The 23,101-nt window shown below is 57.5% G+C and carries 22 protein-coding genes; 11 read left to right on the forward strand and 11 right to left on the reverse strand.

The features are described from left to right. Window positions 1–20: 20 nt before the first annotated feature. Complete coding sequence (locus EBC_RS10970) at window positions 21–431, forward strand: META domain-containing protein (protein ID WP_013201855.1); 411 nt, start codon at window positions 21–23, stop codon at window positions 429–431. Window positions 432–507: 76 nt separating this feature from the next. Here EBC_RS10970 and chaA read toward each other — a convergent pair whose 3' ends face one another. Together chaA and EBC_RS25750 are read right to left on the reverse strand one after the other, a co-directional pair. After that, window positions 508–1,599 (reverse strand): sodium-potassium/proton antiporter ChaA, encoded by a 1,092-nt coding sequence (gene chaA, locus EBC_RS10975; protein WP_013201856.1) that lies wholly within the window; start codon window positions 1,597–1,599, stop codon window positions 508–510. A 240-nt stretch (window positions 1,600–1,839) separates the two neighbouring features. Further along, a complete protein-coding gene (locus EBC_RS25750; RefSeq protein WP_157868015.1) occupies window positions 1,840–2,088 on the reverse strand; it encodes a hypothetical protein in 249 nt (82 codons plus the stop codon). Between the two features lie 127 nt (window positions 2,089–2,215). Between EBC_RS25750 and EBC_RS10980 the strand changes: the two genes are divergently transcribed. Beyond that, window positions 2,216–2,893, forward strand: coding sequence for a gamma-glutamylcyclotransferase (locus EBC_RS10980; RefSeq protein WP_013201857.1), 678 nt, complete (start codon window positions 2,216–2,218; stop codon window positions 2,891–2,893). Between the two features lie 10 nt (window positions 2,894–2,903). Here the strand turns inward: EBC_RS10980 and EBC_RS10985 are convergent, their stop codons facing one another. The 9 genes from EBC_RS10985 to EBC_RS11030 all read right to left on the reverse strand — a co-directional run bounded on the left by EBC_RS10985 (window position 2,904) and on the right by EBC_RS11030 (window position 13,540). Next, entirely contained in the window at window positions 2,904–4,349 is a 1,446-nt protein-coding gene (locus EBC_RS10985; RefSeq protein WP_013201858.1) for a serine/threonine protein kinase, read from the reverse strand. 15 nt (window positions 4,350–4,364) lie between these two features. Continuing rightward, on the reverse strand, window positions 4,365–5,315 hold the full coding sequence (locus tag EBC_RS10990) for a hypothetical protein (RefSeq protein ID WP_013201859.1): 951 nt from the start codon (window positions 5,313–5,315) through the stop codon (window positions 4,365–4,367). A gap of 14 nt (window positions 5,316–5,329) precedes the next feature. Further along, window positions 5,330–6,106: a PP2C family protein-serine/threonine phosphatase gene (locus EBC_RS10995; protein WP_013201860.1), complete on the reverse strand. Its 777-nt coding sequence runs from the start codon at window positions 6,104–6,106 to the stop codon at window positions 5,330–5,332. Continuing rightward, window positions 6,103–7,269: a type VI secretion system-associated FHA domain protein TagH gene (gene tagH / locus EBC_RS11000; protein WP_013201861.1), complete on the reverse strand. Its 1,167-nt coding sequence runs from the start codon at window positions 7,267–7,269 to the stop codon at window positions 6,103–6,105. Before tagH ends, EBC_RS10995 begins: the two co-directional genes overlap by 4 nt. Before the next feature lie 38 nt (window positions 7,270–7,307). Further along, window positions 7,308–8,006: a type VI secretion system-associated protein TagF gene (gene tagF, locus EBC_RS11005; protein WP_013201862.1), complete on the reverse strand. Its 699-nt coding sequence runs from the start codon at window positions 8,004–8,006 to the stop codon at window positions 7,308–7,310. A 14-nt stretch (window positions 8,007–8,020) separates the two neighbouring features. Next, window positions 8,021–10,144, reverse strand: coding sequence for a type VI secretion system membrane subunit TssM (tssM, locus tag EBC_RS11010; protein WP_013201863.1), 2,124 nt, complete (start codon window positions 10,142–10,144; stop codon window positions 8,021–8,023). Continuing rightward, window positions 10,144–11,370 carry a type IVB secretion system protein IcmH/DotU gene (icmH, locus tag EBC_RS11015; RefSeq protein WP_013201864.1) on the reverse strand — a complete coding sequence of 409 codons (1,227 nt, stop codon included), beginning with the start codon at window positions 11,368–11,370 and terminating at the stop codon, window positions 10,144–10,146. The genes tssM and icmH overlap by 1 nt, the downstream gene beginning before the upstream one ends. A gap of 99 nt (window positions 11,371–11,469) precedes the next feature. Then, window positions 11,470–11,982 (reverse strand): SH3 domain-containing protein, encoded by a 513-nt coding sequence (locus EBC_RS11020; protein ID WP_013201865.1) that lies wholly within the window; start codon window positions 11,980–11,982, stop codon window positions 11,470–11,472. A 763-nt stretch (window positions 11,983–12,745) separates the two neighbouring features. Beyond that, on the reverse strand, window positions 12,746–13,540 hold the full coding sequence (locus EBC_RS11030) for a DeoR/GlpR family DNA-binding transcription regulator (protein WP_041691989.1): 795 nt from the start codon (window positions 13,538–13,540) through the stop codon (window positions 12,746–12,748). Between the two features lie 373 nt (window positions 13,541–13,913). Here EBC_RS11030 and EBC_RS11035 point away from each other — a divergent pair, with 373 nt between their 5' ends. The 9 genes from EBC_RS11035 (at window position 13,914) to EBC_RS11075 (ending at window position 23,099) form a co-directional block, all read left to right on the forward strand. Beyond that, the gene (locus EBC_RS11035; RefSeq protein ID WP_041692280.1) at window positions 13,914–14,720 is read left to right on the forward strand and encodes a transketolase; all 807 of its coding nucleotides are present in this window, start codon (window positions 13,914–13,916) and stop codon (window positions 14,718–14,720) included. Further along, window positions 14,720–15,637, forward strand: a complete 918-nt coding sequence (locus EBC_RS11040) for a transketolase family protein (protein ID WP_013201868.1) — start codon at window positions 14,720–14,722, stop codon at window positions 15,635–15,637. The genes EBC_RS11035 and EBC_RS11040 overlap by 1 nt, the downstream gene beginning before the upstream one ends. Before the next feature lie 10 nt (window positions 15,638–15,647). Continuing rightward, the gene (locus EBC_RS11045; RefSeq protein WP_013201869.1) at window positions 15,648–16,445 is read left to right on the forward strand and encodes a GolD/DthD family dehydrogenase; all 798 of its coding nucleotides are present in this window, start codon (window positions 15,648–15,650) and stop codon (window positions 16,443–16,445) included. A gap of 78 nt (window positions 16,446–16,523) precedes the next feature. Beyond that, window positions 16,524–17,459, forward strand: a complete 936-nt coding sequence (locus EBC_RS11050; RefSeq protein ID WP_041691990.1) for a D-ribose ABC transporter substrate-binding protein — start codon at window positions 16,524–16,526, stop codon at window positions 17,457–17,459. A gap of 55 nt (window positions 17,460–17,514) precedes the next feature. Next, on the forward strand, window positions 17,515–18,132 hold the full coding sequence (locus tag EBC_RS11055) for a DUF2291 family protein (protein WP_013201871.1): 618 nt from the start codon (window positions 17,515–17,517) through the stop codon (window positions 18,130–18,132). 3 nt (window positions 18,133–18,135) lie between these two features. Beyond that, window positions 18,136–19,686: a sugar ABC transporter ATP-binding protein gene (locus EBC_RS11060; RefSeq protein ID WP_013201872.1), complete on the forward strand. Its 1,551-nt coding sequence runs from the start codon at window positions 18,136–18,138 to the stop codon at window positions 19,684–19,686. Window positions 19,687–19,716: 30 nt separating this feature from the next. Next, a complete protein-coding gene (locus EBC_RS11065; protein WP_013201873.1) occupies window positions 19,717–20,784 on the forward strand; it encodes an ABC transporter permease in 1,068 nt (355 codons plus the stop codon). After that, a complete protein-coding gene (locus EBC_RS11070) occupies window positions 20,777–22,312 on the forward strand; it encodes an FGGY family carbohydrate kinase (RefSeq protein ID WP_013201874.1) in 1,536 nt (511 codons plus the stop codon). Before EBC_RS11065 ends, EBC_RS11070 begins: the two co-directional genes overlap by 8 nt. After that, complete coding sequence (locus EBC_RS11075; protein ID WP_013201875.1) at window positions 22,302–23,099, forward strand: glucose 1-dehydrogenase; 798 nt, start codon at window positions 22,302–22,304, stop codon at window positions 23,097–23,099. The genes EBC_RS11070 and EBC_RS11075 overlap by 11 nt, the downstream gene beginning before the upstream one ends. The last annotated feature ends 2 nt before the right edge of the window (window positions 23,100–23,101 follow it).

Below are 23,101 nucleotides of genomic sequence, written 5' to 3' on the forward strand. Positions count from 1 at the left end.
TTCAGGACAAGGAGTGAATGATGAAAAGAACCCTCGCCGTGTTAACGGCCGCCATGGTGCTGGGCGGATGCAGTAGCGCTGCACAGCACGACGCGCAGGCGTCACTAGCGAACCGTAACTTTGTGCTGACCACCGTGGATGGCCAGTCCATCAGCGCGCCTCAGGGCATGAAGCCGGGGATCAACTTCAGTGATGAAATGCGCGTCACCGGCGTAATGTGTAATCGCTTCTTTGGTCAGGGCACGCTGAAAGACAACGTGCTGAGCGTGCCGCAAATGGCGTCTACCCGCATGATGTGTAGCGATCCGAAGCTGAACCAGTGGGAAATGGCCATTGGTAAAATGCTGACCGCAGGCGCCACGGTTAAGCTTGAGCAGAACACGCTGACGCTGACCGGCGCGGGCCACTCGCTGGTCTATCGCGCGCAGTAACTCTTCTTCAGTCAGTCAGTCAAATAAAAACGGGGCGAATAATTTCGCCCCGTTTTTTTATGCTTTGCGTTTAGCGTTACAGCATGATGGTCATCAGATAGCCGACAAACAACGCCAGATGCGCCGCGCCGTTCAGCACGTTGGTTCTGCCGGTGGAGAAGGAGATTTGGCATAACAGCAGCGCCGCAATCATCATCACCATCTGTGGCGGCTCCAGGCCGAAGATCAGCTGCTGGCCGGTGAGGGTAGCAATAATCGTCACCGCAGGCACCGTCAGCGAGATGGTCGCCAGTACCGAACCGAAGAACAGGTTCATGGCACGCTGCACCTGATTCGCCAGCACCGCTTTAATCGCGCCCAGACCTTCCGGGGAGAGGATCAGCAAGGCCACCAGGAAGCCGGTGAACTGCTCTGGCGCATTCAGCGTGGTCAGCAAGGACTCCAGCGGCGTGGCGTTCATCTTGGTGACCGCAATCACCGCAATCAGATGCACAATCAGCCAGCCCGAGTGCCAGATGTTGGAGTGCGCGGAGGGCTTGCCGTGGTGCGGGTCATCGCCCTCATCTTCATGTTCGTAAACAAACAGGCTCTGGTGCGTTTTGGTCTGGATCAGCAGGAACACGCCATACATCGCGGCAGAAATTGCCGAAATCAGCAGCGCCTGGCCGACGGAAAAGTTGCCGCCGGGCAGGGCATTGGGAAACACCAGCACCAGAATACCCAGCGGGAAAATGGCGATCAGGTACTGCTTAACCCCGGCGAGGTTAACGTACTGGGTGGCAAACTTGCGTCCGCCCAACAGCAACGCCGCGCCGACCAGACCGCAGGTCACAATCATGATGATTGAATAGAGGGTGTCGCGCATCAATGCCGGTGCGGCATCGCCGGTCGCCATCAGCGCCGAGATCAGGCTGACTTCCAGGATCACCACCGACAGGCTGAGGATCAGCGAGCCGTAGGGTTCTCCCAGACGGTGTGCCAGCACATCCGCATGGCGAACCACGCTAAAGGCGCTGCTAAGGATAGCGAACAGGGCAATAAGGTTGATGGTGATAACGATGGGAAACGAGCTTGAGGCACCCCAAAACCACAAAATACCCAGCGCGGCGAGGGGAAGAATTAAGGATGTTTCTTTATGGCGTGTTTTGACGCCTTCATGGGCACTCATAGGCTGATTTATCCTTGTTTATCTGTCCTGTTAGCCTGAATTCAGGGAACACCTGCAGGCATAAATAATAGCATCGAACGGCAGTGGTTATATTACAAGCAACGGAATTGTAACGGGTTATCAACTTTAAACCTGTACTATTTACCATAATTTACAGGTTTTTAATGTTTTTAGCTCAAATGACCAATAACTATGACTTTAGTAACCTATCATACTGTATTGGCATGGCTTATTTTGCCTTTATTCATCATTAACCCCACCTTTATTTGGCTTTATGCGGATTTTTGCTGAGTAAACAGGGCGTAAAGCAGATTTTTTGCTTAAGAGCGGTGAAAGGCGTGACTTTAGCGGTGGCCAGCAATGCGCTGTTCCAGGCAGCAGCAAAAGAGGTGGATAAAGCCCTCTGTTCGCCACATTGCTGCTGAAGTTTATTCTTATAATGCCGATGATGAAGTTAAGTGAAATTTTTTCTTTTGTGACGCGGTTCAAACTTGATTGCGGGTGATGAATGACATAGGGTCATTGATAGCGTTGAAACCATGAGTTTCATAATAATTCAATTTCAGGGACGGTAAAACGCAGTGGCAGGGAGTGAGCAGTGGCGGGCGGAGGGGTTATGTTAACAAGAGATTTCCTGTTAAAAGCGGATTGTAAGACAGCTTTTGGTGCTATTGAGGAATCGTTGTTATGGACCTGTGAGCAACGGGCAGCCTCATTAGCCGCTACGCTGGCCTGTCGTCCCAATCATAGCCCGGTGTGGATTTTTGGATACGGCTCGCTGATGTGGAACCCGATCTTCGAATCGGATGAAATTGCCGAAGGCACGCTGGAAGGCTGGCATCGGGCATTCTGCCTGCGCTTAACCGCCGGGCGCGGCACGGCGACCCAGCCGGGACGCATGCTGGCGTTGAAAGAGGGCGGTGAAACCACCGGGCTGGCCTATCGTTTGCCCGAAGAGAAGCTGCATGAAGAGCTGGAGCTGCTGTGGAAGCGCGAAATGGTCACCGGCTGCTATCTGCCGACCTGGTGCGATTTGAAGCTGGCAGACGGCCGCACGGTGACCGCAATGGCGTTCGTGATGGACCCACGCCATGCGCTGTATGAAGCCGATTCCTGCCCGAAAACCATTGCGCCGCTGATTGCACAAGCCAGCGGTCCATTGGGCACCAACGCGCAGTATCTTTACTCCCTTGAACAGGAGTTAAAGAAGCGGGGCTTGTATGACGACTGCCTGACCGACCTGGTTCAGCGCGTACGCGAGTTGCAGGAGTGCCACAACAATATGGTGGGGTGATCCCCACCGCTTACACGCCCGGATTGATCAGCCAGGTACCCGCTTTATTGATATCCAGCTGCTGGCTGTGTACCGCCGTGCCGGAATGGACTTCGATTTTATAGCTTCCCGCCGCCAGATTAAGCGAAGCATAGCCATTATTATTGGGCTTAACGTCCATCGGCGTGCCGTTCAGCAACACGGTTTCACCGGCGGTCAGCTTCAGATAGACCGTTGCCAGCATCGGGCCGGTGTTCTGCGCTGCTACCGGTGGCGCAGCACTGGCGACCGGTGCTGTGGCATCTGCCGTCGCCGCCGCGGCCGGATGCTCGACGGTTTTATCGCCTCCCCGGTTCAGCATCACCACCAGACCCACCACCGCAACCAGTGCCACCGCGCTTAACACCGCCAGCGGTTTGGACAGCTTACGGCTGCTGCGCGGGCTGACAATCTCTGCGGAGCCCGCCGTCGGGTTAACGGCAATCATCACCGGCTCAGGAAGCGGCTCCGGCTCGACTGACGGCTCGGGAGCCGGTTCGGAGATTTGCGTCACCGCCGTCACCAGCTGCTCAACCGTGCTGACCGGCAGCTCGATCAGCGCCGCCAGCGCGTCGATAGACTGAGGACGATCCTGCGGTTTCATCGCCAGCGACTGGTCGATGGCGTTTAACAGGGATAGCGAGAAGCCTTCCGGTCGCAGCTGGGTCAACGGCTGATAGCGATCTTCGATACAGCGCACCACGCTGACCGGCGGAGGATTGCCGGTCACCAGCGTATGCAGCACCGCACCCAGCGCGTAAATATCGGTCCACGGACCCTGTTCGCTGTCGCTCTCTTCGCTGTACTGCTCGATCGGCGCATAGCCAGGCTTGAGCATAATTTCGGTTTCATCGGAGAGATTGCCGATTTCTTTGCGCGCCGAGCCGAAGTCGAGCAGCACCGGCAGCTGGTTATCCTGAATCTGGATATTGTCGAGGGAGATATCCCGGTGCAGATAGCCACCGCGATGAATGGTATCAATGGCGCCGAATAACGGCGGCAGCAGCTGGCGGATCCAGCCATCGGTCACGCTTTCCGGGCTGCCTTGCTGCCACTCTTTCAGCGTCATTCCGCTGTAGTAGAGCGTGCCCATATAGGCGGTGCCGTTCTCTTCCCAGAAGCGCAGCACGTGCAGCAAGCCAGGATGATTAAAGCGGGCGAGCAGGCGGGCTTCCTGAATAAAGCTGTTCAGGCCGGCGTTAAATAACTTCTGATAGCGTTCACCGCGCAGCACGATGGTCAGATCGTCCCCGCGCGAGGCCAGCGAAATCGGCAGATATTCTTTGATCGCAATGGTGCGTTCAAGCAGATGATCCCAGGCACGATAAACGATCCCGAAGCCGCCACCGCCAATCACTTCCTTGATCTCAAACTCATTAAAACGGTGCCCGGCCGGAAGCGCATTGGGGACTGTTTTGGTTTTCTCGTTCGCCGACATAGTATCCATCCGGAGTTAGTTAACGGTGCGCCAGGCGCCAATAGCCGGATCGGCCAGGTCTGCATGCAGGTCATCAACCAGCAGCACGGTAATCTTCGCTTGCGGATCCATCACTTTCGCCCAGGCCTTGCGCAGTGCATCAACCCGGGTTTTCAGCTGTTCGGGATCGGTCGCCTGGGTTTTGTCCATTTTAACCAGCATCACGCCATCAAACGACCATACGTGCTGCGTGGCGTTAAACGGCAGCAGCAACCAACTGTCAGGCGCGTCGGCTTTGGCGGCCACCAGGCGCTGATTGTTGGCTGCGACAATATCCAGCGCCCCGGAGGCAGGGTGAATATTTTTCAGCGGGTAGCCTTCGTAGAACTGCACCGGCACCGGCTCGGATTTCCCGTTGCTGGAAAGGGTCAGTTCGCTTGGGCCTTCCAGCCAGCCTTCGGTTGAACAGGTCAGCCGCTTGCTGTCGGGGATAAACAGCGACTGGCCTTTGTCGTCCCACCAGGTACGGAAATGACAGCCGGCAGGCAGATCGAAATGCTGCAACGGTGCGCTGTTGGCCGGCTGTGACAGATCCAGCGGTGAGGCATTGCTGGCGGTCGCGGCGGCGGTGGCATCGGCGATGACGATCGGGCGCCAGCTCTGCTCTTTCGAGGCGGTACCGGTGGCCAGAACCGATCCGGCATCGTTGGTCATCTGCCACGGCAGCTCGACCAGCTTGCCACACTGATTTTGCAACAGGTTGCCCACGCGCGGCAGGAAGGTGGTCAGCACGCTGGACTCTTTGCTTTTGCCGGAGACGATACGCAAATGAATGTTATCCTGGCACCAGTCCTGCGGCGCGTTACTTTCCACGTTATCAATAAACACTTCCAGCGCCAGGCTGGGAGAGTAAACCACGCGGTAATCATCAGCCTGTGCGGCAGTTGCTATCAACAGTGTGGCAGTAGCTGGCAACCAGAATTTCATAGCGATCCTTGGTGTTAATCACGCGGCGGTAAAAAACGAGCCGAATCCGCCATCGATTGTAATAGGGTGGTTTCCTGTGGCGAGCCTACCCAAACGGCCACAGCACTCAAATTGTCTTTTTTTTCACTGCGATTAATGGCTTTTTGCATCAGTGCCAGCCACTCTTCCGGCGAGTTGACCATCCGCAGCGCCTGCTCCATTTCCTGCGGCGACAGGCTGCACCAGAAGCCGTCGGTACAGACCAGAAAGGCATCGCCATCTTCCAGCTGGATCACATCGCTGTAGCTGACCGGAAGCGTGCCATCCGCGCCGAGCGCATTATAAAGTAAATTACTGTTAATACCGGAATTATCAACACCGGCCTCTTTCATTTGCTGGGCCAGACTGTGGTCACGGGTCACCGTATTGATGAAGCCACGACGGAAGTGATAAACACGGCTGTCACCAGCGTGGGCCCACCATGCGCGTTGTTGCACGCGGTCAATAAACAGCGCGGCAAGGGTGGTGCTCATGCGCTTAAAATTCAGATTATTCCTCTGCGCCTGGCGGATCGCCTGGTCGGCTTTGGTGACCCATTTTTCGGTATCAGCCGGATTTATCGGCCGGTCATCGGCGAATTCGGTCAGTAACGCATCACGGGCCAGTCGGGCGGCGATCTCACCACCCTCGGTGCCCGCCACGCCATCGCAGACTAAAAAACAGGCAGAATGCGCGCCGGTGTACTCACCCGTTTCATCCTGATTGCTCTCTCTTGCGCCAATTTCTGAGGTCGAGGCAGTGTTAATCTTCATTCATCTTCCGGTCTGATTTGTGAGTCTTTGTACTGATTCACTTCCATGTCATAGGCCTGCAGGAATGCATCGCCAAACAGGGTATGGAAATCGTCCTCAATTTCGCCTGAGGTGTTCTGATAATGACGTTGATAGGCTTGCCACATCGCGGCTTTTTTGCTGCCCGGCAGACCAAATTTTGGCAAGACGCCATCACGTTTCGCATTATCCTCCAGCCGCTGAGGATTAAACGACTGCAGCATGGCGGCGATAATCGCGCGGATGCCGGCAATCATCCCCAGCTGATGCGCTTGCAGATCGACCAGCGCATCGCGCACCGCCTGCTCTGGCGGCATAAAGCCCGGCATCTGGCTCTGATAAATCTGCATCAGCACGGTTTTACCCGACGGCAGGATCTTAAACGGATTATTGGCTTCATTGAGGATCATGGTCATTTCGGCCTTCACGCCGCGCTTGAGGATCGAGCGCGAAGAGAGCAGGGCAACCGTTCCCTGCGAAAACAGGCTCAGCATTCTGCCGGTCATCCGCAGCTGATCTTCGGTCAGCGCCGGTTTACCCGCACCGTGCTCCAGACCCATGCCTTCCATCAGCGCCGCCAGCAGCCGTTCGGCGTTGCTGTCGCTGGCCGGGCGTTCGCTGTAAGGCGCGTCATGACCAATCGGTTCGATTCCCAGCCTGGCATCATTCTGGCGGGCGGTGCGCGCCGCGAGCTGTTCCGGCGTCTGCGCATCGCTGGAGTGGATAATAATCGGCTCTTCTTCATGCAGGATCCCCAACGGATCGGCCGGCAGCGAGTGATCCTCGCCAAACAGCGCCAGCGGGTCGACATCGCTGAACGGCGTTTCACTGGCCCGTGCCGGATCGCTGACCTGAATCTGATAGTCGCCAATGCTCAGCAAATCGCCATGTTGCAGCGCAATCTGGCTGCCGCGTGCCAGCGGCGCCTGGTTATGCAACACCGCAATCACACTGCCGTGACTGGTCAGCCGGCAGTCGCCGCTGCTGGCCACGTGCACCACCGCCTGCAGGCGAGAAATAGCACGTTCGTCATCGGGAAGGACCAGATCGTTATCCACGCTGCGGCCAATGGTGCCGCCGGGGGCGACAAAGTCACAGGCGGTGACGGGCGCCTCGGTTCTGCTCTCAACAATGGTAAATCGCATGCGCTTTTCCTGAAGCCAGGGCCAGAGGCCAAATAACTCTATTCAAACATCGGAGGATAGAGTCCATGTCGACCCGGTTGCGCCACGGCGGCCGGATCGAATAATTGTGAAAAAAGCTGTGCGGTGAGGTTGCCGCTGTGTTTATGGCTGACCAGAGGATAGCCGTCGCTCTGATTGGTCCACCAGTAGCTGGTGTACTGGCCGGGATTGAAGCGTTGTGACACTTCATGCCAGGCCAGCGTGCAGGGGAGATCCTGGTAGCCAATCACGTCCATAATGTCCGATCTGCCGGTGTCAGGAAGCGACAGGGGCGGCAGGGAAAGTAACGCCTGGCTCAGTGCGTCTGGGGTGACGTTGGTCGACACCGCACGGTGCAAAGTCTGGCCGAGGTGGCTAAACCAGTCGCCCGACACCGCCAGCTGCGCCGGATGCCAGAGGCTGACCGGCACGCTTTGTACCGCCAGCAGCGGCCACGCGCGACCCACTCTGTCGCGTGAGGCCAGCAGGCAGCCAATCTGCACCCGCTGCACGCCCAGCGTGGCGGGCAGGGCGAAATTCCATACCGGCGCCCGGCTGAACAGCTCAGCGTTGCGCTCACTGTGGTGATGCCAGTGCGATAAACCGAGCTGGAACCAGTTTGACCAGCTGTTGACCATCGCCTCAGGCAACCTGCGCTGAAGAAAATCACCGGTGGAAGGCAGCTTGCCGTACCATCCCAACTCTGTATTTTCTGCCATAGTGCTGACCTTATTCAGTGAACGTTCGCTGCCACACGTTCAGCCGCAGGAATAATTACCGTGCCTGTTTCAGGCTGTCGTCCTGCATTTTCCAAATCCAGCGCTAACTTTCTCATCATCAGCGTATTGTCCCGGATAAAGGGAGAACTCTGGATCTGCCGGTCCAGCAGCTGGCTCAGATGCCAGTCCAGTTGCTGAAGCTGGCGGGTCGTGACGTTCGCCGGCAGAGTGCGCTGAAGATTCTGCATCACCCAGCCGCGTAAGAATTCGCCGTCATAGCTGCGGGGCTGATACAGCATCTGATACGCACGCAACGCATTCCGGCTGAATTCACTGTCATCGCCCTTGTCCTGTCGCAGGGTCTGGGTGATGTTTTGCGCCACGCGCGGCAGCAGCAGGGATTTCAACGCGTTCTGATAGAAGCCCCAGGCCGCATCGCTCACCTGGCCACCGCGATATAATCCACCGCGCATGCTGAGCGGGGGCGCTTCAACCGAGAAACTCTCACTTTGCGGCAACGCCACCAGGCTGTTTAAGAAGGGTAGCAGATCCAGGATATCCCCGGAGTTATTGGCTGCCAGCCGTTTCGCCTGCTGGTCGACCGCGATCATCCGGCTTTCCACCTGGTGCAGATACTGCTGATTTTTATAATAGCTGGTGGTCCAGAGCATGGTGGCAATCATCAGCGCCAGTGCCAGCGAGGCATAGCCGGCCCAGTGCAGCAGCCGGTTGCGGTGCTCCCAGGAGCGATCGCTGCCTGCCAGCCCGCTTTCGGCAAAAATCATGTCATCCATCAGCGAGCGGATAAAATAGCTCTGGCCTTTGTTCGCGGGGATTGGCGCATGGCGGTTAACCGAATCCCAGCTGGCAATGGAGTGGCCTGACGCCTGCGGCAGCTGCAGCTTTCTGTTCAACTCACCCATAATGCGGTCAAACGGCAGCCCTTCCTGGGTGCCGCTGGTAAAGAACACCCCGCGCACGGACCACGGCATCTCGCCATTTTCCGGTGAGAAGACAATATCGAGGTATTCCGCCAGCAGTGGCCGTAAAGAAGCAAACTCCTGCGGGAACAGGAAGCACTCGGCCCGCAGCGTCAGGTCACTTTCCCGCGCCATATTGCCGGCCAAATCGTCCTGCAGCTGTTGGGTCAGCAGGCGGAACTGGCGGTCGAACAGCTGGTTGATAGCCGATTCGCTCTGGCGGTTATTTTCCCACGGGAAGCTGAAGCCCCAGATGCGATCGCGCTGCGCTTTATCCAGCGACGCGAAATAGCTCATAAAGCCTTTCAGCAGGTCCGTTTTAGTCACCATCACATACACCGGGAAGTGGATACCGGTTTGCTGATGCAGTTCGGACATACGCTGGCGCAGCGCCGTCGCCTGATTAAAGCGCGCTTCCGCCGAGTCGCTAAGCAGATCGGCGACGCTGACGGTCATGATCACCCCGTTGATCGGCTGGCGCGTGCGGTAGCGCTTCAGCAGGGTGATAAAGGTCTGCCACTCGCTGGCATCCTTCGCGCGCTGGCTTTCCTGCAGGGTATAACGCCCGGCGGTATCCAGCAGCACCGCGTCTTCGGTAAACCACCAGTCGCAATGACGGGTGCCGCCAACGCCGCGCAGCGCGGTTTTACCAAAGCTGTCGCTGAGCGGGAATTCAAGACCCGAATTCACCAGCGCCGTGGTTTTACCCGCGCCAGGCGCGCCGACAATCATGTACCAGGGCAGCTGGTACAAATACTGGGAATTAACGCGCTGCAGCCAGCCGCGCGGCTTTTTCTTGCGATCCCGCCCGCTAAACTGGGTTTTCTTCAGCCGCATGGCCGCTTCACTGAAGCGGGTGCTGAGCAACTCTTCGGTCATCGCCCGGTCGGCATAATCGACGTTGTCATTGTGCTGCAGGTTATTCAGCAAGCGCGAGTTAAACCAGGCGCGATACAGCTGGGGGATCAGCTGGAAGATAATCCACAGGAAGAAGCACAGGCAAATGGCCAGCTGGCGGTTAATGACCGGCTCCAGCCAGTGGCTGCCGCCGATTAACAGCTGAGGGCCAAGCATCCAGATCACCGCCGACAGCGCGCTGATGCCGAAAAAGCCCCACAGCAGGCGGCTAAAAATCAGGGAATAAAGGCGAGAAGACATCAGGATTTCCCCGCGGGTTTGCTGCTGCTCTGAACTTCAGGCGCCGGGAAAAGCAGGATTTCCACCCGGCGGTTTTGCGCCCGGTTTTCCTGGCTGTCGTTCGGCAGCAGTGGGTTGCTGTCACCGCGGCCTTCACCGCGGATCATATGGCCAGGTTGGATCATCAGCTGCTGCAATAGCGAGGTCAGCGTATGGGCCTGGGCCAGCGAATATTCATAATTAGACGGGAAGCGGGCGGTACGCTGCGGTTGGTTATCGGTATAGACGCTGACCTGCAGCGTGCCTTTAATGTTGTCCATGGCGGCGGCGACGCGCACCATGATCGCCCGGCCCGCAGGGGTTAAATCACTGCCGCCGCGGTTAAACAGCTTGTCGGCCGCAATAATCACCTTGCTGCCATTGGCGCCGTCGGCAACATCCAGCGTGCGGTCAACAATCAGATCGTCCAGCCGCGTGCGCAAATCCAGCATCGCCTGCGTCGAGTTTGAGCGTCTGACCGGTTCGGCCTTGGGCAGCGGCGTTTGCCAGATGGCACGCAGCAGCGGCTCCGCCGAATTCCCCAGACGCCAGTTAAGGCCGGAATAAATCAGGCAGGCCACAAAGGCGGTCAGCATAACGCATGCCCACAACGGCACCGGCGGTCGCCAGAAGGTGTTCTGGCTGGCGGGCGATAACGGTTGGGGTTCGACCAGCGGTTGCTGCTGCACGCGGGTATCGCTAATCAACTGGGCCAGGCGGGTGCGCAACGCATCACGCTGCAGCTTACCCTGGTCGATGCCACGGTAACGGCCTTCATAGCCCAACAGCAGACAGTAGTGGATCACCTCAAGCAGCGGCAGATGCAATTTGGGATTTTGCGAGACGCGGGAAAGCAGCTGGAAGACTTTTTCGCCACCCCAACTTTCATTATGGAAGGTGACCAGCAGACCGTTGCCCGACCAGACGCCGCGCGTGCCCCACGGGGTTTGCGCCGCGGCTTCGTCCAGCACGCTGCACAGGCAGTAGCGGGCACCAATGATCATGTCAAAAGGCAGGCCGGCTTGTTTACATCGGGTTTCAAACAGGCGGATCTCATCGACCAGTTGCTGACGCAGGCCGGCAGGGTCGTCATGCGTGGCTGCCAGGCGGATCTGCACAATTGCATTCAGCAACGGTGCCGCTGCGGCCAGCAACGGGTTTTCTGGGCTGACGTAAGGAAGCGCGTCAGCGGGGTATTCCGGGGTCATCAGGCTTTTACTGTCTCGGCTGTGTGGCGCCAGCAAGGCGGGCGCTTTGGGTCGTCGGATCGAAGAGTGATTTCTGGCCGTCCGTGGCGCAGAACGCGATTATTCCAGGATCCAGGTGGCCGTCGCGTTGTTGCGGCAGGCTTTACTTTGGCCACCCACATCGACGCACACTTTTTTGGCGTTTTTACGTGGGCGGGGACGATCGCTTTTGATCGTGGCGTCATACAGGTCGGTTTTCACGCCGGCTTTGAACGGCACGTAACCAATCAGCTGTTCCTGATCGGGATCGGCGATAGCCAGCCAGTGATTTTCCACTTCACCCAGTACGGTGAAAGGTTTGCCATTTTCAAGATAGCGGACGTTCTTGCCGCTGAAATCCGGGCTGGTCATCACCGACGCATTATACAACGCGCGGTAGGTCTCATTGACGGGGGTAAACGACGTCGGTGCCTGCACCGCGTGACGATGGGTGAACTTCACGCCATCCACTTCGCTGGTTACGATGGTGTCATCCGTTATCGGCGGAGGAGGAGCCTTGCATCCGGACAGGGACAGCACTGCCAACAGGGTAAACGCGATGCTTATTTTCACATTGGTCCTCATGCATTTCATCAGTGAGTCTTATAGTCCACAGGCAAAACCCCACAATCATTGTCATCGTCCGCTCAGGTAAACTGTCGGTAACAAGAAAAAAAGAGTCAGGTTTACAGAAAGATAAATTCGTTGTCAGTTTACCTGACGCTTTTGAGAATGGGAACAATTGCAGGCCGCCACTTTACATGTTATCAGCGGTCTCAGAGGTGACAATCTTTGCCTGAAAGGTGACAAGAAGTCAATTTGATTAGGATCGATAAACTGTCGCCAGACCGCATGAATAGCGGCGCTCAGAGCGGGCATCATCTGTTAACGGCTTCAGGGCTTAACGTATCAATGTGGCTAATGTTTTGCCCAGGCTGATTTTTTTATGCCAACGCGCTTTTTTCAGTTAAAAGCCAGCGAGTTTCAGTAGGCGGCTCTGAAGGTGCTTAATCCAATCAGAAGCCGGTTGGCGGCAAGCGGACAGTGCTAAAAAAAGCCGCGCAATCGGGCTGGTCAGGAAATGCACAGCGGGAGTGCGATTTGTGCATCATGGCAGGGCAAAATCGCCGGCGTGATTCGGCAACTGGCGCCAGTTGACCTGACGCTTTCTGGCCTTTATCAGAGGAATCAGAGGGTTGATGATCTGGCACAGGCTTTGCAAAAACAGGGATACACAACAATGCATTTGTTTGACCGTTGACGGTTGCGCGAGTGCTTTGGATAAAGGCGTCCAACTTCGTGCTCACGGCACAGGCAGGACGCCTTTTTTTATCCTGCCGGTTTTACGCCAGTGAGGCTATCCCCGGGCAATCAATACCCTGACGCCCAGCGCTTCAAACGCCTCTGTCGACTCGGCGCTGATGCCGCTGTCGGTGATGAGGTACTGAATATTGCTCCAGTCACAGGGCAGGGCAAACATCGACACTTTGTCGATCTTGCTGGAGTCGGCCACCACATACACCGTGCTGGCCGAGCGGATCATCGCGCTTTTGACTTTGATATCGGTTTCGCTCGGGAAGCTCAGCCCCAGCTTGGGTGAAATGCAGGCGGTCGCCAGAAACAGCTTCTCGGCCAGTACGTTCTCAAAGAAGCTGGCCGCTTTCTCGCCGGAGGTGGAAAGAGTCGGGAACTTAAAGGTGCCGCCGGTCAGCAGAATATTGACGCCGGGCTCACCGCCCAGCATCAGCGCGATATTGACTGCGGTGGTGACCACCGACAGCTTGTTGATGTGCCCCAGATGATGGGCGATAGCGGTGGTGGTGGTACCGGAGTCGAAAATCACCGTATCGCCATTTTCGATATGCTCCGCCGCCAGCCGGCCGATAGCATCCTTCTCATCAAGATGGGTTTGCCTCTCCAGCATCAGCGCGCCGGTATTCTGCTTACCGGTCATCAGCGTGGCACCGCCATGATAACGCTGGACATGTCCCTCTTTCTGCAACACGCGGAGATCGGTACGGATGGTGGCTTCCGTCAGGCCAAAGGCCTCCGTCAGCATCTTCACCGTCACCGTGCCGTCTTCCCGGATCATCTCAAGGATTTTTTCCCGCCGTTGCTGCATGTCGGCTAATTGTTCGCTTTTGCTTTTCAACCGAAACTCTCCCTTCACCTGCTGAACGGGCGAAAACCCGCGCCAAACGGCCATTAGCGCAAATATTACCTCTGCATTCGATTGAATGCGAGTCTGGTATTTTTTCCTTTTCGTTTTCGTTCGAAAGTCTATGCACGGCAACAGCCTTGATTTTAAACATATTTTTAGCATTTTTGTCCTTACTCTTATTCTGAATAATGGGGATTAAACTGGTAGATCAAGGACTTAATCTTTCGATCGGCTTTTGTTTGAAATTTGATCCACCCCACAATATGCTTAGAAACGATAGCGTATATTTTTATTCGAAAACGAATGAGCCGCAGGACTGCCACTTCGCTATCCGGTCAGCGGCGTTACAGACGAAGAGGTAATGATGGACTTTCAGGCAATCAAACAGACAGCGCGTCAGGCCCGACGTTATGTCCTGCAAATGAATCATCGGGCGGGAAAAGGGCATACCGGCGCCGACCTCTCAGAGGTAGACATCATCTGTACGCTGTTTATGGGGGTGATGGATCGCGGTGCTGAGCGTCCCGATCAGGATCGTTTTATTTTATCGAAAGGCCACGGCGCAGGCGGGCTGTATTGCAGCGCGGCGGCGATGGGGCTGATCGACCCGGCGATCCTCGACCAGTTTATGGGCGACGACACGCTGCTGGCAGGCCATCCGGTCAGGCAAAAGCTGCCGGATCTGGTTGAGATTAACTCCGGCGGCCTCGGGCACGGCTTGCCGATCGGCGTCGGCCTGGCGCTGGGCAACAAGCTGTCCGGCATGGGCCATCGTCGGGCGTTTGTGCTGCTTGGCGACGGTGAACTGGCGGAAGGCTCGAACTGGGAAGCGGCGATGTCCGCCAGCAAATTCAAGCTCGATAACCTGGTGGCCATTGTGGACCGTAACCGCCTGCAGCTGGCGGGCAAAACCGAAGACATCATGCCGCTGGAACCGCTGGCAGATAAATGGCTGGCGTTCGGTTTCGAGGTGCTGGAGTGCGACGGTCACGATCCTGAAGCCATTGCCAATGCGGTGAATCAGCCGTCGACCGGCAAACCCCGGGTGATCCTCGCCAATACCGAGAAAGGCCACGGCATCTCCTTTATGGCGAACGTCCCGGCCTGGCACCACTCGGTCCCTAATGATGAGCAGCTGGCCCTTGGGCTGGCAGAGCTGGAGGAAGACTAATGCAAGACTTACGCGACGCGATCATCGCCACGCTGGTGGATGAACAACAGAACGGGGCGAACCTCAGCGTGATGGTTGCTGACTCCACCTCAACCTCCAAAATTGCGCCATTTGAAAAGGCCTTTCCCGATCGGGTGATTAACGTCGGCATCGCCGAGCAGAACATGGTCGGCATGGCGGCGGGAATGGCACTGAGCGGCCGCACGGTGTTTACCGCCAACGCCGCACCGTTCCTGTTTGCCCGCTCTAATGAGCAGGTCAAAAACGATATTTGCTACACCGAAACCAACGTCAAAATGCTTGGCCTGAACGCCGGCTTCGCCTACGGGCCGCTGGGTGCCACTCACCACTGTACCAATGACATCGCCATTGCCCGCACCTTCGGCAACCTGCAGGTGTTTGCCCCGGCCGATGCCGTGCAGGCCAGCGCCATTGCACGTTACGCCATTCAGCATACCGGTCCGGTCTATATCCGTATGGACAGTGACAAAGTGCCGGTGCTGCATGGCGACGATTACCAGTTCGTTCCCGGCAAGCCGGAAGTGCTGCAGGAAGGCAAAGAGACGGTGGTGTTCTGTATGGGCACGCTGGCCCATGAAGCGCTGGCGGCAAAAGACGACAGCATCACCATCGTTTCCCTGCCTTCGCTGTGGCCGCTGGATGAAGCTGCGGTGGTGAAACTGATCAGCGCGCACCAGCAGGTGATCACCATGGAAGAGCATTCGCTGAGCGGCGGTCTGGGCAGCATTATCGGTGAAATTCTGCATAAGCACGCGCTGCGCCAGCGGTTTACCCCGTTGGGGATCCCGGCTTACGAATTTACCCACAGCAGCAGTCGCGCTGCACTGCGCAGCCAGTTCCGCATCGATGCGGAAGGTCTGCGCACCACCTTACAACACGTTGTCGCCGCCGCCTGAGGACCCACTGATGAGCAATGAATATGATGTCAATCTGCGCTATGGCGTGGATACCAACATGGATCTGACCGGCAAGGTCGCGGTGGTCACCGGCGGGCTGGGCGGCATCGCCATGGCCAGCAATAAAATGCTGCTGGAAAAAGGCGCCAGCCTGGCGCTGCTTTACCCGGCATTTGAACAGAGCAAAGTGAGCGACGTGGCCAGCCAGTTTGACGCCAGCCGCGTGCAGTTTGTGCAGTGCGATGTGACTGACCCGGCCTCAGTGGAACAGGCCATCTCAGACGTGGATGCGCATTACGGCCATATCGACATTCTGGTCAACTGTGCCGGTTATGTGATGTTGCAGCCGGTGCTGGAAACCGCGTTTGACGAGTGGCAAAAGCAGGTCGCCGTTAACCTGACCGGGCCGTTCCTCTGCTCGCAGGCGGTGGCAAAACGCATGGTGAAAGCCGGCAGGGGCGGAAAAATTATTAATATCGCCTCGCAGGCCGCCTCCATCGCCATCGATAACCATGTGGCTTACACCTCGGCCAAGGCCGGATTACTGGGCATGACCAAGGTGATGGCCAAGGAGTTTGCGCCACACAAAATTAACGTGAATACCCTCTCTCCGACCGTGGTGCTGACACCTATGGGCGAAAAAGCCTGGCGGGGAGAAAAAGGTGAGGCAATGAAGCAATTAATCCCAATGGGACGCTTCGCCTACACCGACGAGATTGCCGCCGCCGTGCTGTTCTTTGCCAGCAACGGTAGCGACATGATTACCGGCGCCGATCTGATGATCGATGGCGGCTTTACCATTTGGTAGTACTTCGCCCAGACCAGAGAAGCGAGTCCGAACGCAATACCCTACACGCTGACCCTACAATAATGAGAGAACATCTCTATGAACATGCGTTTAACTGTATTAGCCGTTGCCACCGCCTGCACTTTCTCCCACGCGGCGCTGGCAGCCGATAAAGGCACCATTATGATAATGGTGAACTCGCTGGATAACCCTTATTACGCCTCAGAAGCGAAAGGGGCCAATATGAAGGCGCAGGAATTAGGCTATAAAACGTCGGTCCTGTCTCACGGCGAAGATGTGAAGAAACAAAGCGAGCTGATCGATGCCGCGATCGGTAAAAAAGTGCAGGGCATTATCCTCGATAACGCCGACTCCACCGCCAGCGTCGCCGCCATTCAGAAAGCCAAGGATGCCGGCATTCCGGTGGTGCTGATTAACCGCGAAATCCCGGTCGATAACGTCGCGCTGGAGCAGATTACCCACAACAACTTCCAGGCCGGCTCTGACGTCGCCAACGTCTTCGTCGAGAAAATGGGTGAAAAGGGCAGCTATGCCGAACTGACCTGTAACCTCGCCGACAATAACTGCGTGACCCGCTCCAAATCCTTCCACCAGGTACTCGACCAGTACACCGACATGAAAAGCGTCGCCCGCCAGGATGCGAAAGGCACCCTGATCGACGGCAAGCGCATCATGGACAGTATTCTGCAGGCGCATCCGGACGTGAAAGGGGTGATCTGTGGTAATGGCCCGGTGGCGTTGGGGGCGATTGCCGCGCTGAAAGCCGCAGGCCGTAACGATGTGATCGTGGTCGGTATTGATGGCAGCAATGATGAACGTGACGCGGTGAAAGCCGGCACGCTGAAAGCCACCGTGATGCTGCAGGCTCAGGCCATCGCCGCACAGGGTGTGACCGATCTCGATAACTTTATCCAGAAAGGCACCAAGCCTGAGAAACAGCGTGTGATGTTCCGCGGCATTCTGATCAACCCGGACAATGCCTCGAAGGTTCAGGACTTCAATTACAAATCCTGAGTCGTGGTTGTGGTGATACTGCTGCGCCCCTTACGGGGCGCAAAGGAGAGAATTTATGTCCAGGCGAGTCTGGCTGGCAGTCGCGGCGTTAACCCTTGGCGGTTGCCGCATTGTGTCGCAACAGGAATTAGCCGACCTGAAAAACCCACCCAATCCGGCCATGGCGAACGTCACCAATACCTATCAGCAGAAGATCGTGCCGCAGGTGCTTAACGATGCCAAACCGCTGGGCGAGGTAATGAAAGATCTGGCCGCCGCGAAGGACATCGACAGCGCCTGTAAGCAGTTTGGCTACCGTAGCCAGGAAGAGAATCCGTGCGTCTTCACCGTGAAGATTAACGGCACAGTGTCGGCGGTGAATACCACCTCACGCAGCGGCAAGATGACGGTAAAAGACGTCAGCGGCCAGGACGTGGTGGTGCAGATTGGCCCGATAATTCGGGGCACCGCCCTGCGCGATGTCTACAAAGGTTCCAGCTATCAGGACTTCAACGATCAGGTGCTGTTTGGTGATTACGGCCGGGCGATCAACACCCTGGCCTCGAATGAAGTGAAAAAACTTCAGCCGAAAGTGGGCGATCGGGTGGAAGTCGATGGCGTGTTCAGCAGCTGGGACGTGCCGCAATCCGCACCGGATATCACTCCGGCCCGCGTTGTCCGTCAACAGGAGTAAATCATGGCGCACACTGAAGCGGATGTCCTGACGCCGGCCAGCCAGCAGTCGGACGTGATTATCGAAACCCGCAATGTTTCCCGCATTTATCCGGGCGTCACCGCGCTGGATTCGGTGGACTATCGCGTGTATCGCAACAAGGTCAACGTGCTGATTGGCGAAAACGGCGCGGGCAAATCCACCATGATGAAAATGCTGGCGGGCGTGGAAGTGCCGTCCTCCGGGCAGATCCTGCTGGATGGCGAGCCGGTGACCTTACACACCACGCAGCAGGCCGAGAAACACGGTATCAGCATCATTTTTCAGGAGCTGAACCTGTTCCCGAATATGAACGTGATGGACAACATTTTTATCGGCAACGAATTCTTCCAGCGTGGGGTGATCAACGAGAAATACCAGTACCAGCTGGCGAAGGCGCTGCTGGAAAGGCTGGAGCTGGATGTCGATCCCTATGCGCCGTTGAACGAACTGGGCATTGGTCATCAGCAGCTGGTCGAGATCGCCCGGGCGCTGTCGAAAGACACCCGCGTGCTGATCATGGACGAGCCGACCTCCGCCCTCAGCCAGTCGGAAGTGAAGGTGCTGTTTAACGTCATTGAGGCGCTGAAGCGCCGTGGCGTCACCATCATCTATATCTCGCACCGGCTGGAAGAGCTGATGGAAATTGGCGATCACATCACCATTTTCCGCGACGGCCGTTTTATCAGCGAGCGTGAAGTCCGCGATGCCAGCGTGCCGTGGATCATCGAACAGATGGTCGGCGACAAGAAAAAGCACTTTGATTATCAGGCCGCCGAGCAGGGCGATGCGGTACTCAACGTCAATGGCTTAACCGCGCTGGCGCAGAACGGCGGCTACAAGCTTAACGACGTCAGCTTCTCGCTGCGCAAAGGCGAAGTGGTCGGCATTTATGGCCTGTTGGGGGCCGGGCGTACCGAGCTGTTTAAAGGTCTGATTGGCCTGATGTCCTGCCAGAGCGGCAGCGTCACGCTGAACGGCGAATGCCTCGACAAGCGCAATTTCCAGTACCGCCTGAAGAAGGGCATTGCGCTGGTGCCGGAAGATCGTAAAGGCGAAGGGGTGATCGAGCTGATGTCGATCAAGACCAATATGACCCTGAGCGATCTGAGCCTGAAAGGCTTCCGCCGTGCGCTGAACCTGCTGCATCCGCAGAAAGAAGCGCAGCGGGTCAACGAGATGATTGAACGGCTGGCGATCAAGGTCAGCGATGTCGAACTGCCGATCACCTCGCTTAGCGGCGGCAATCAGCAAAAGGTGGTGCTCGGCAAAGCGTTAATGACCGGCCCGGAAGTGGTGCTGCTGGATGAGCCGACGCGTGGCATTGATGTCGGCGCCAAAACTGACGTTTATCACCTGATTGGGTCAATGGCCCGGCAGGGACTGGCAGTGATGTTTTCCTCCTCAGAGCTGGATGAGGTCATGGCGTTGGCCGACCGGATCCTGGTGATGGCCGATGGAAAAATCACCGCCGATTTACCCCGGGCTGAAGCCACCCGCGAGCGGCTTATCACGGCGTCCACTCCACATGATTAGCGTGCCCCCCGGGCGTTGAGGAACAAGACCATGAACCAGAAATATTTGCTCTATATGTATCTGCTGAAGGCCCGTACGTTTATCGCGTTGCTGATCGTCATTGGCTTTTTCAGCGTGATGGTGCCGAACTTTTTGACTCCGTCTAACCTGCTGATCATGACCCAGCACGTGGCGATCACCGGTCTGCTGGCAATCGGCATGACGCTGGTGATCCTCACCGGCGGTATCGACCTGTCCGTCGGCGCGGTGGCCGGGATTTGCGGCATGGTGGCCGGTGCGCTGCTGACCAACGGCCTGCCGCTGTGGGGCGGACAAACGCTGTTCCTCAACGTGCCGGAAGTGATCCTGGTAGTCACCCTGTTCGGCATCGTGGTTGGGCTGATCAATGGCGCGGTGATCACCCGGCTCGGTGTGGCACCGTTTATCTGTACGCTGGGCATGATGTATGTCGCGCGCGGTGCCGCGCTGTTATGGAACGATGGCAGCACCTACGCCAACCTGGTGGGCTTGCCGCAGCTGGGCAATACCGGCTTCGCCATTCTCGGCTCGGGCAGCATTTTGGGCGTCTATATCCCGATCTGGATGATGGTTGGCCTGCTGCTGGTCGGACTGTATATCACCCGTAAAACGCCGTTGGGGCGCTATATCTACGCCAGCGGCGGTAACGAGTCGGCGGCCCGGTTGGCCGGTGTGCCAATCATCAAAGTGAAAGTGTTTGTTTACGCCTTCTCGGGGATGTGTGCGGCGCTGGTGGGATTGATTGTCGCCTCGCAGCTGCAAACGGCGCACCCGATGACCGGCAACATGTTTGAAATGGACGCTATCGGGGCCACGGTACTGGGTGGAACCGCGCTGGCGGGCGGTCGCGGTCGCGTGTCGGGCTCAATTATCGGCGCGTTCGTGATCGTCTTCCTCGCCGATGGCATGGTGATGATGGGCGTCAGCGACTTCTGGCAAATGGTGATTAAAGGCCTGGTGATTGTCACCGCAGTGGTTATCGACCAGTTCCAGCAACGCCTGCAAAGCAAAGTGGTTCTGATGCGTCGTCACGAAAAAAAGCAGGCGGCCGCGCCGCTCTCTGAGGTCAGTCATGGCTAGAGAGCTGATCATTGCGCTGGATGAAGGCACCAGCAATGTTAAAGCGGTCGCCATTGATGCCCGTGGACAGGTGGTGACCAAAGCCTCGCGCCCGCTGACGGTGGACACGCCACGCTCAGGCTGGGTGGAGCAGGACGGCATGATGCTGCTGAACGCCTCTCTGACCGTGGTCAGCGAGGTTATCCACAGCGTTGGCGAAAACCGCGTCGCGGCGCTGGCAATCAGTAACCAACGTGAAACGGCGATGGGCTGGGAGCGGGCGACCGGGAAACCGATCGCGCCGGCAATAACCTGGCAGTGTTCCCGCTCTTCGCCATTTTGCGAGCAGCTCAGAGGCGATCATCAGGACGCGTTGATCCGCTCGGTGACCGGCCTGCCGATTGCGCCGCTGTTTTCCGCCTCAAAAATGCGCTGGCTGCTGGATAACACCGCAGATGGCGCGGAAAGGGCGGCTAACGGTGAGCTCTGCCTCGGCACTATCGATGCCTGGCTGCTGTGGCATTTTACCGGTGGCAAGCAGTTCCGCTGCGATACCTCCAACGCGGCACGCACCCAGCTGCTGAATCTGCAAACCGGCGAGTGGGATGAGGCGATGCTGGCGCTGTTTGGCCTGCCGCGCGTGGCCTTACCCGAAATTCATCCGTCCAGCGGACTGTTTGGCACCACCCGTGGCCTGAGCGGAATTCCCGATGGTCTGCCGATTATGGCGATGGTCGGCGATTCCCATGCCGCGCTCTATGGGCACGGGCTGGGGCAGGCGGGCGGCGTAAAAGCGACCTACGGCACCGGTTCTTCGGTGATGGCGCCGTTGCTGACGCCGGACACCAGTATTACTCAGCTGGCGACCACCGTCGCCTGGCACGATGGCGAACGTCTGGTGTACGGGCTGGAAGGCAATATTCCGCACACCGGCGACGGCGTGGCCTGGATGGCACAGGCCACCGGGCTGACCGACGGCAAAGGACAGGTCCTCAGCCGGGCGCTGCATGAACTGCCTGCCAGCATCGACTCAACGCTGGGCGTTTATTTCGTGCCGGCGCTGACCGGCACCGGCGCGCCCTGGTGGGACGATCAGGCGCGCGGGGTGATTTGCGGCCTCAGTCGTGGCGTGACGCCTGCCCATCTGATCCGCGCTTCGCTGGAAGCCATTGCGTACCAGATTGCCGACGTGATCACCGCTATGCGTCAGCATCCCGGCTTCCATCTTGAGACGCTGATGGTTGACGGCGGCCCGACGCAAAACCCGTGGCTGATGCAGTTCCAGGCCGATCTGCTGGGTTGCCCGGTGGCGCGCAGCAGTACGCCAGAACTGTCGGCGCTGGGCGCGGGACTGCTGGCAAGGCGCGCGCTGGAACAGCTTAACGACAGCCAGCTGATCGCGCTGTTACCTGAACACGATTGCTGGCTGCCTGACGCCGCCCGCTATCAGCAACTTAACACCAGTTGGCAAGGCTGGCGTGAGGCGGTACAGCGCACGCTCTGGCAGCCTGCTGGCCAAACCCATCAAGGAGAACAGCATGAAGCGTAATTTTGCGGGCAAAACCGTGGTGATCACCGGCGCCTGTCGGGGTATTGGGGCGGGCATCGCCGAGCGTTTCGCCAGCGACGGCGCCCGTCTGGTGATGGTTTCAAACGCGGAGCGGGTGTTCGAAACCGCCGAAAAGATTAAGGCGGCGCACGGCAGTGAGATCCTCGCGTTGCAGGTGGACGTCACCGATGAACAGCAGGTGCAGCATCTGTATCAGGAAGCGGCATCCCGCTTTGGCTCCATCGACGTCTCGATTCAGAACGCGGGGGTGATCACCATCGATACCTTCGACAAAATGCCGAAGTCTGACTTTGATAAGATTCTGGCGGTGAACACCACCGGCGTCTGGCTGTGCTGCCGTGAAGCGGCAAAATATATGGTCAAACAGCAGTCGGGCAGCCTGATCAACACCTCGTCAGGCCAGGGACGTCAGGGGTTTATCTACACGCCGCATTATGCCGCCAGTAAAATGGGCGTGATTGGCATTACCCAGAGCCTGTCGCAGGAGCTGGCACCGTGGAACATCACCGTTAACGCCTTCTGTCCGGGCATTATCGAAAGCGAGATGTGGGATTATAACGATCGGGTGTGGGGCGAAATTCTCAGCACCGAACAGAAAACCTACGGCAAGGGCGAACTGATGGCGGAGTGGGTGCAAAATATTCCGTTGAAGCGGGCAGGGCAGCCGCAGGATGTCGCCGGGCTGGTGGCCTTTTTAGCGTCCGATGATGCGCGATACATCACCGGACAGACCATCAACGTCGACGGCGGATTAATCATGTCCTGAGG

This window comes from Erwinia billingiae Eb661, assembly GCF_000196615.1.
GTDB lineage: Bacteria > Pseudomonadota > Gammaproteobacteria > Enterobacterales > Enterobacteriaceae > Erwinia > Erwinia billingiae.

Excerpts from the sequence above, each read along its gene's own strand:
- EBC_RS10970 (WP_013201855.1), top strand. The coding sequence starts at position 21 with ATGAAAAGAACCCTCGCCGTGTTAACGGCCGCCATGGTGCTGGGCGGA.
- chaA (WP_013201856.1), bottom strand. The coding sequence starts at position 1,599 with ATGAGTGCCCATGAAGGCGTCAAAACACGCCATAAAGAAACATCCTTA.
- EBC_RS10980 (WP_013201857.1), top strand. The coding sequence starts at position 2,216 with ATGTTAACAAGAGATTTCCTGTTAAAAGCGGATTGTAAGACAGCTTTT.
- EBC_RS10985 (WP_013201858.1), bottom strand. The coding sequence starts at position 4,349 with ATGTCGGCGAACGAGAAAACCAAAACAGTCCCCAATGCGCTTCCGGCC.
- EBC_RS10990 (WP_013201859.1), bottom strand. The coding sequence starts at position 5,315 with ATGAAATTCTGGTTGCCAGCTACTGCCACACTGTTGATAGCAACTGCC.
- EBC_RS10995 (WP_013201860.1), bottom strand. The coding sequence starts at position 6,106 with ATGAAGATTAACACTGCCTCGACCTCAGAAATTGGCGCAAGAGAGAGC.
- tagH (WP_013201861.1), bottom strand. The coding sequence starts at position 7,269 with ATGCGATTTACCATTGTTGAGAGCAGAACCGAGGCGCCCGTCACCGCC.
- tagF (WP_013201862.1), bottom strand. The coding sequence starts at position 8,006 with ATGGCAGAAAATACAGAGTTGGGATGGTACGGCAAGCTGCCTTCCACC.
- tssM (WP_013201863.1), bottom strand. The coding sequence starts at position 10,144 with ATGTCTTCTCGCCTTTATTCCCTGATTTTTAGCCGCCTGCTGTGGGGC.
- icmH (WP_013201864.1), bottom strand. The coding sequence starts at position 11,370 with ATGACCCCGGAATACCCCGCTGACGCGCTTCCTTACGTCAGCCCAGAA.
- EBC_RS11020 (WP_013201865.1), bottom strand. The coding sequence starts at position 11,982 with ATGAAATGCATGAGGACCAATGTGAAAATAAGCATCGCGTTTACCCTG.
- EBC_RS11035 (WP_041692280.1), top strand. The coding sequence starts at position 13,914 with ATGGACTTTCAGGCAATCAAACAGACAGCGCGTCAGGCCCGACGTTAT.
- EBC_RS11040 (WP_013201868.1), top strand. The coding sequence starts at position 14,720 with ATGCAAGACTTACGCGACGCGATCATCGCCACGCTGGTGGATGAACAA.
- EBC_RS11045 (WP_013201869.1), top strand. The coding sequence starts at position 15,648 with ATGAGCAATGAATATGATGTCAATCTGCGCTATGGCGTGGATACCAAC.
- EBC_RS11050 (WP_041691990.1), top strand. The coding sequence starts at position 16,524 with ATGAACATGCGTTTAACTGTATTAGCCGTTGCCACCGCCTGCACTTTC.
- EBC_RS11055 (WP_013201871.1), top strand. The coding sequence starts at position 17,515 with ATGTCCAGGCGAGTCTGGCTGGCAGTCGCGGCGTTAACCCTTGGCGGT.
- EBC_RS11060 (WP_013201872.1), top strand. The coding sequence starts at position 18,136 with ATGGCGCACACTGAAGCGGATGTCCTGACGCCGGCCAGCCAGCAGTCG.
- EBC_RS11065 (WP_013201873.1), top strand. The coding sequence starts at position 19,717 with ATGAACCAGAAATATTTGCTCTATATGTATCTGCTGAAGGCCCGTACG.
- EBC_RS11070 (WP_013201874.1), top strand. The coding sequence starts at position 20,777 with ATGGCTAGAGAGCTGATCATTGCGCTGGATGAAGGCACCAGCAATGTT.
- EBC_RS11075 (WP_013201875.1), top strand. The coding sequence starts at position 22,302 with ATGAAGCGTAATTTTGCGGGCAAAACCGTGGTGATCACCGGCGCCTGT.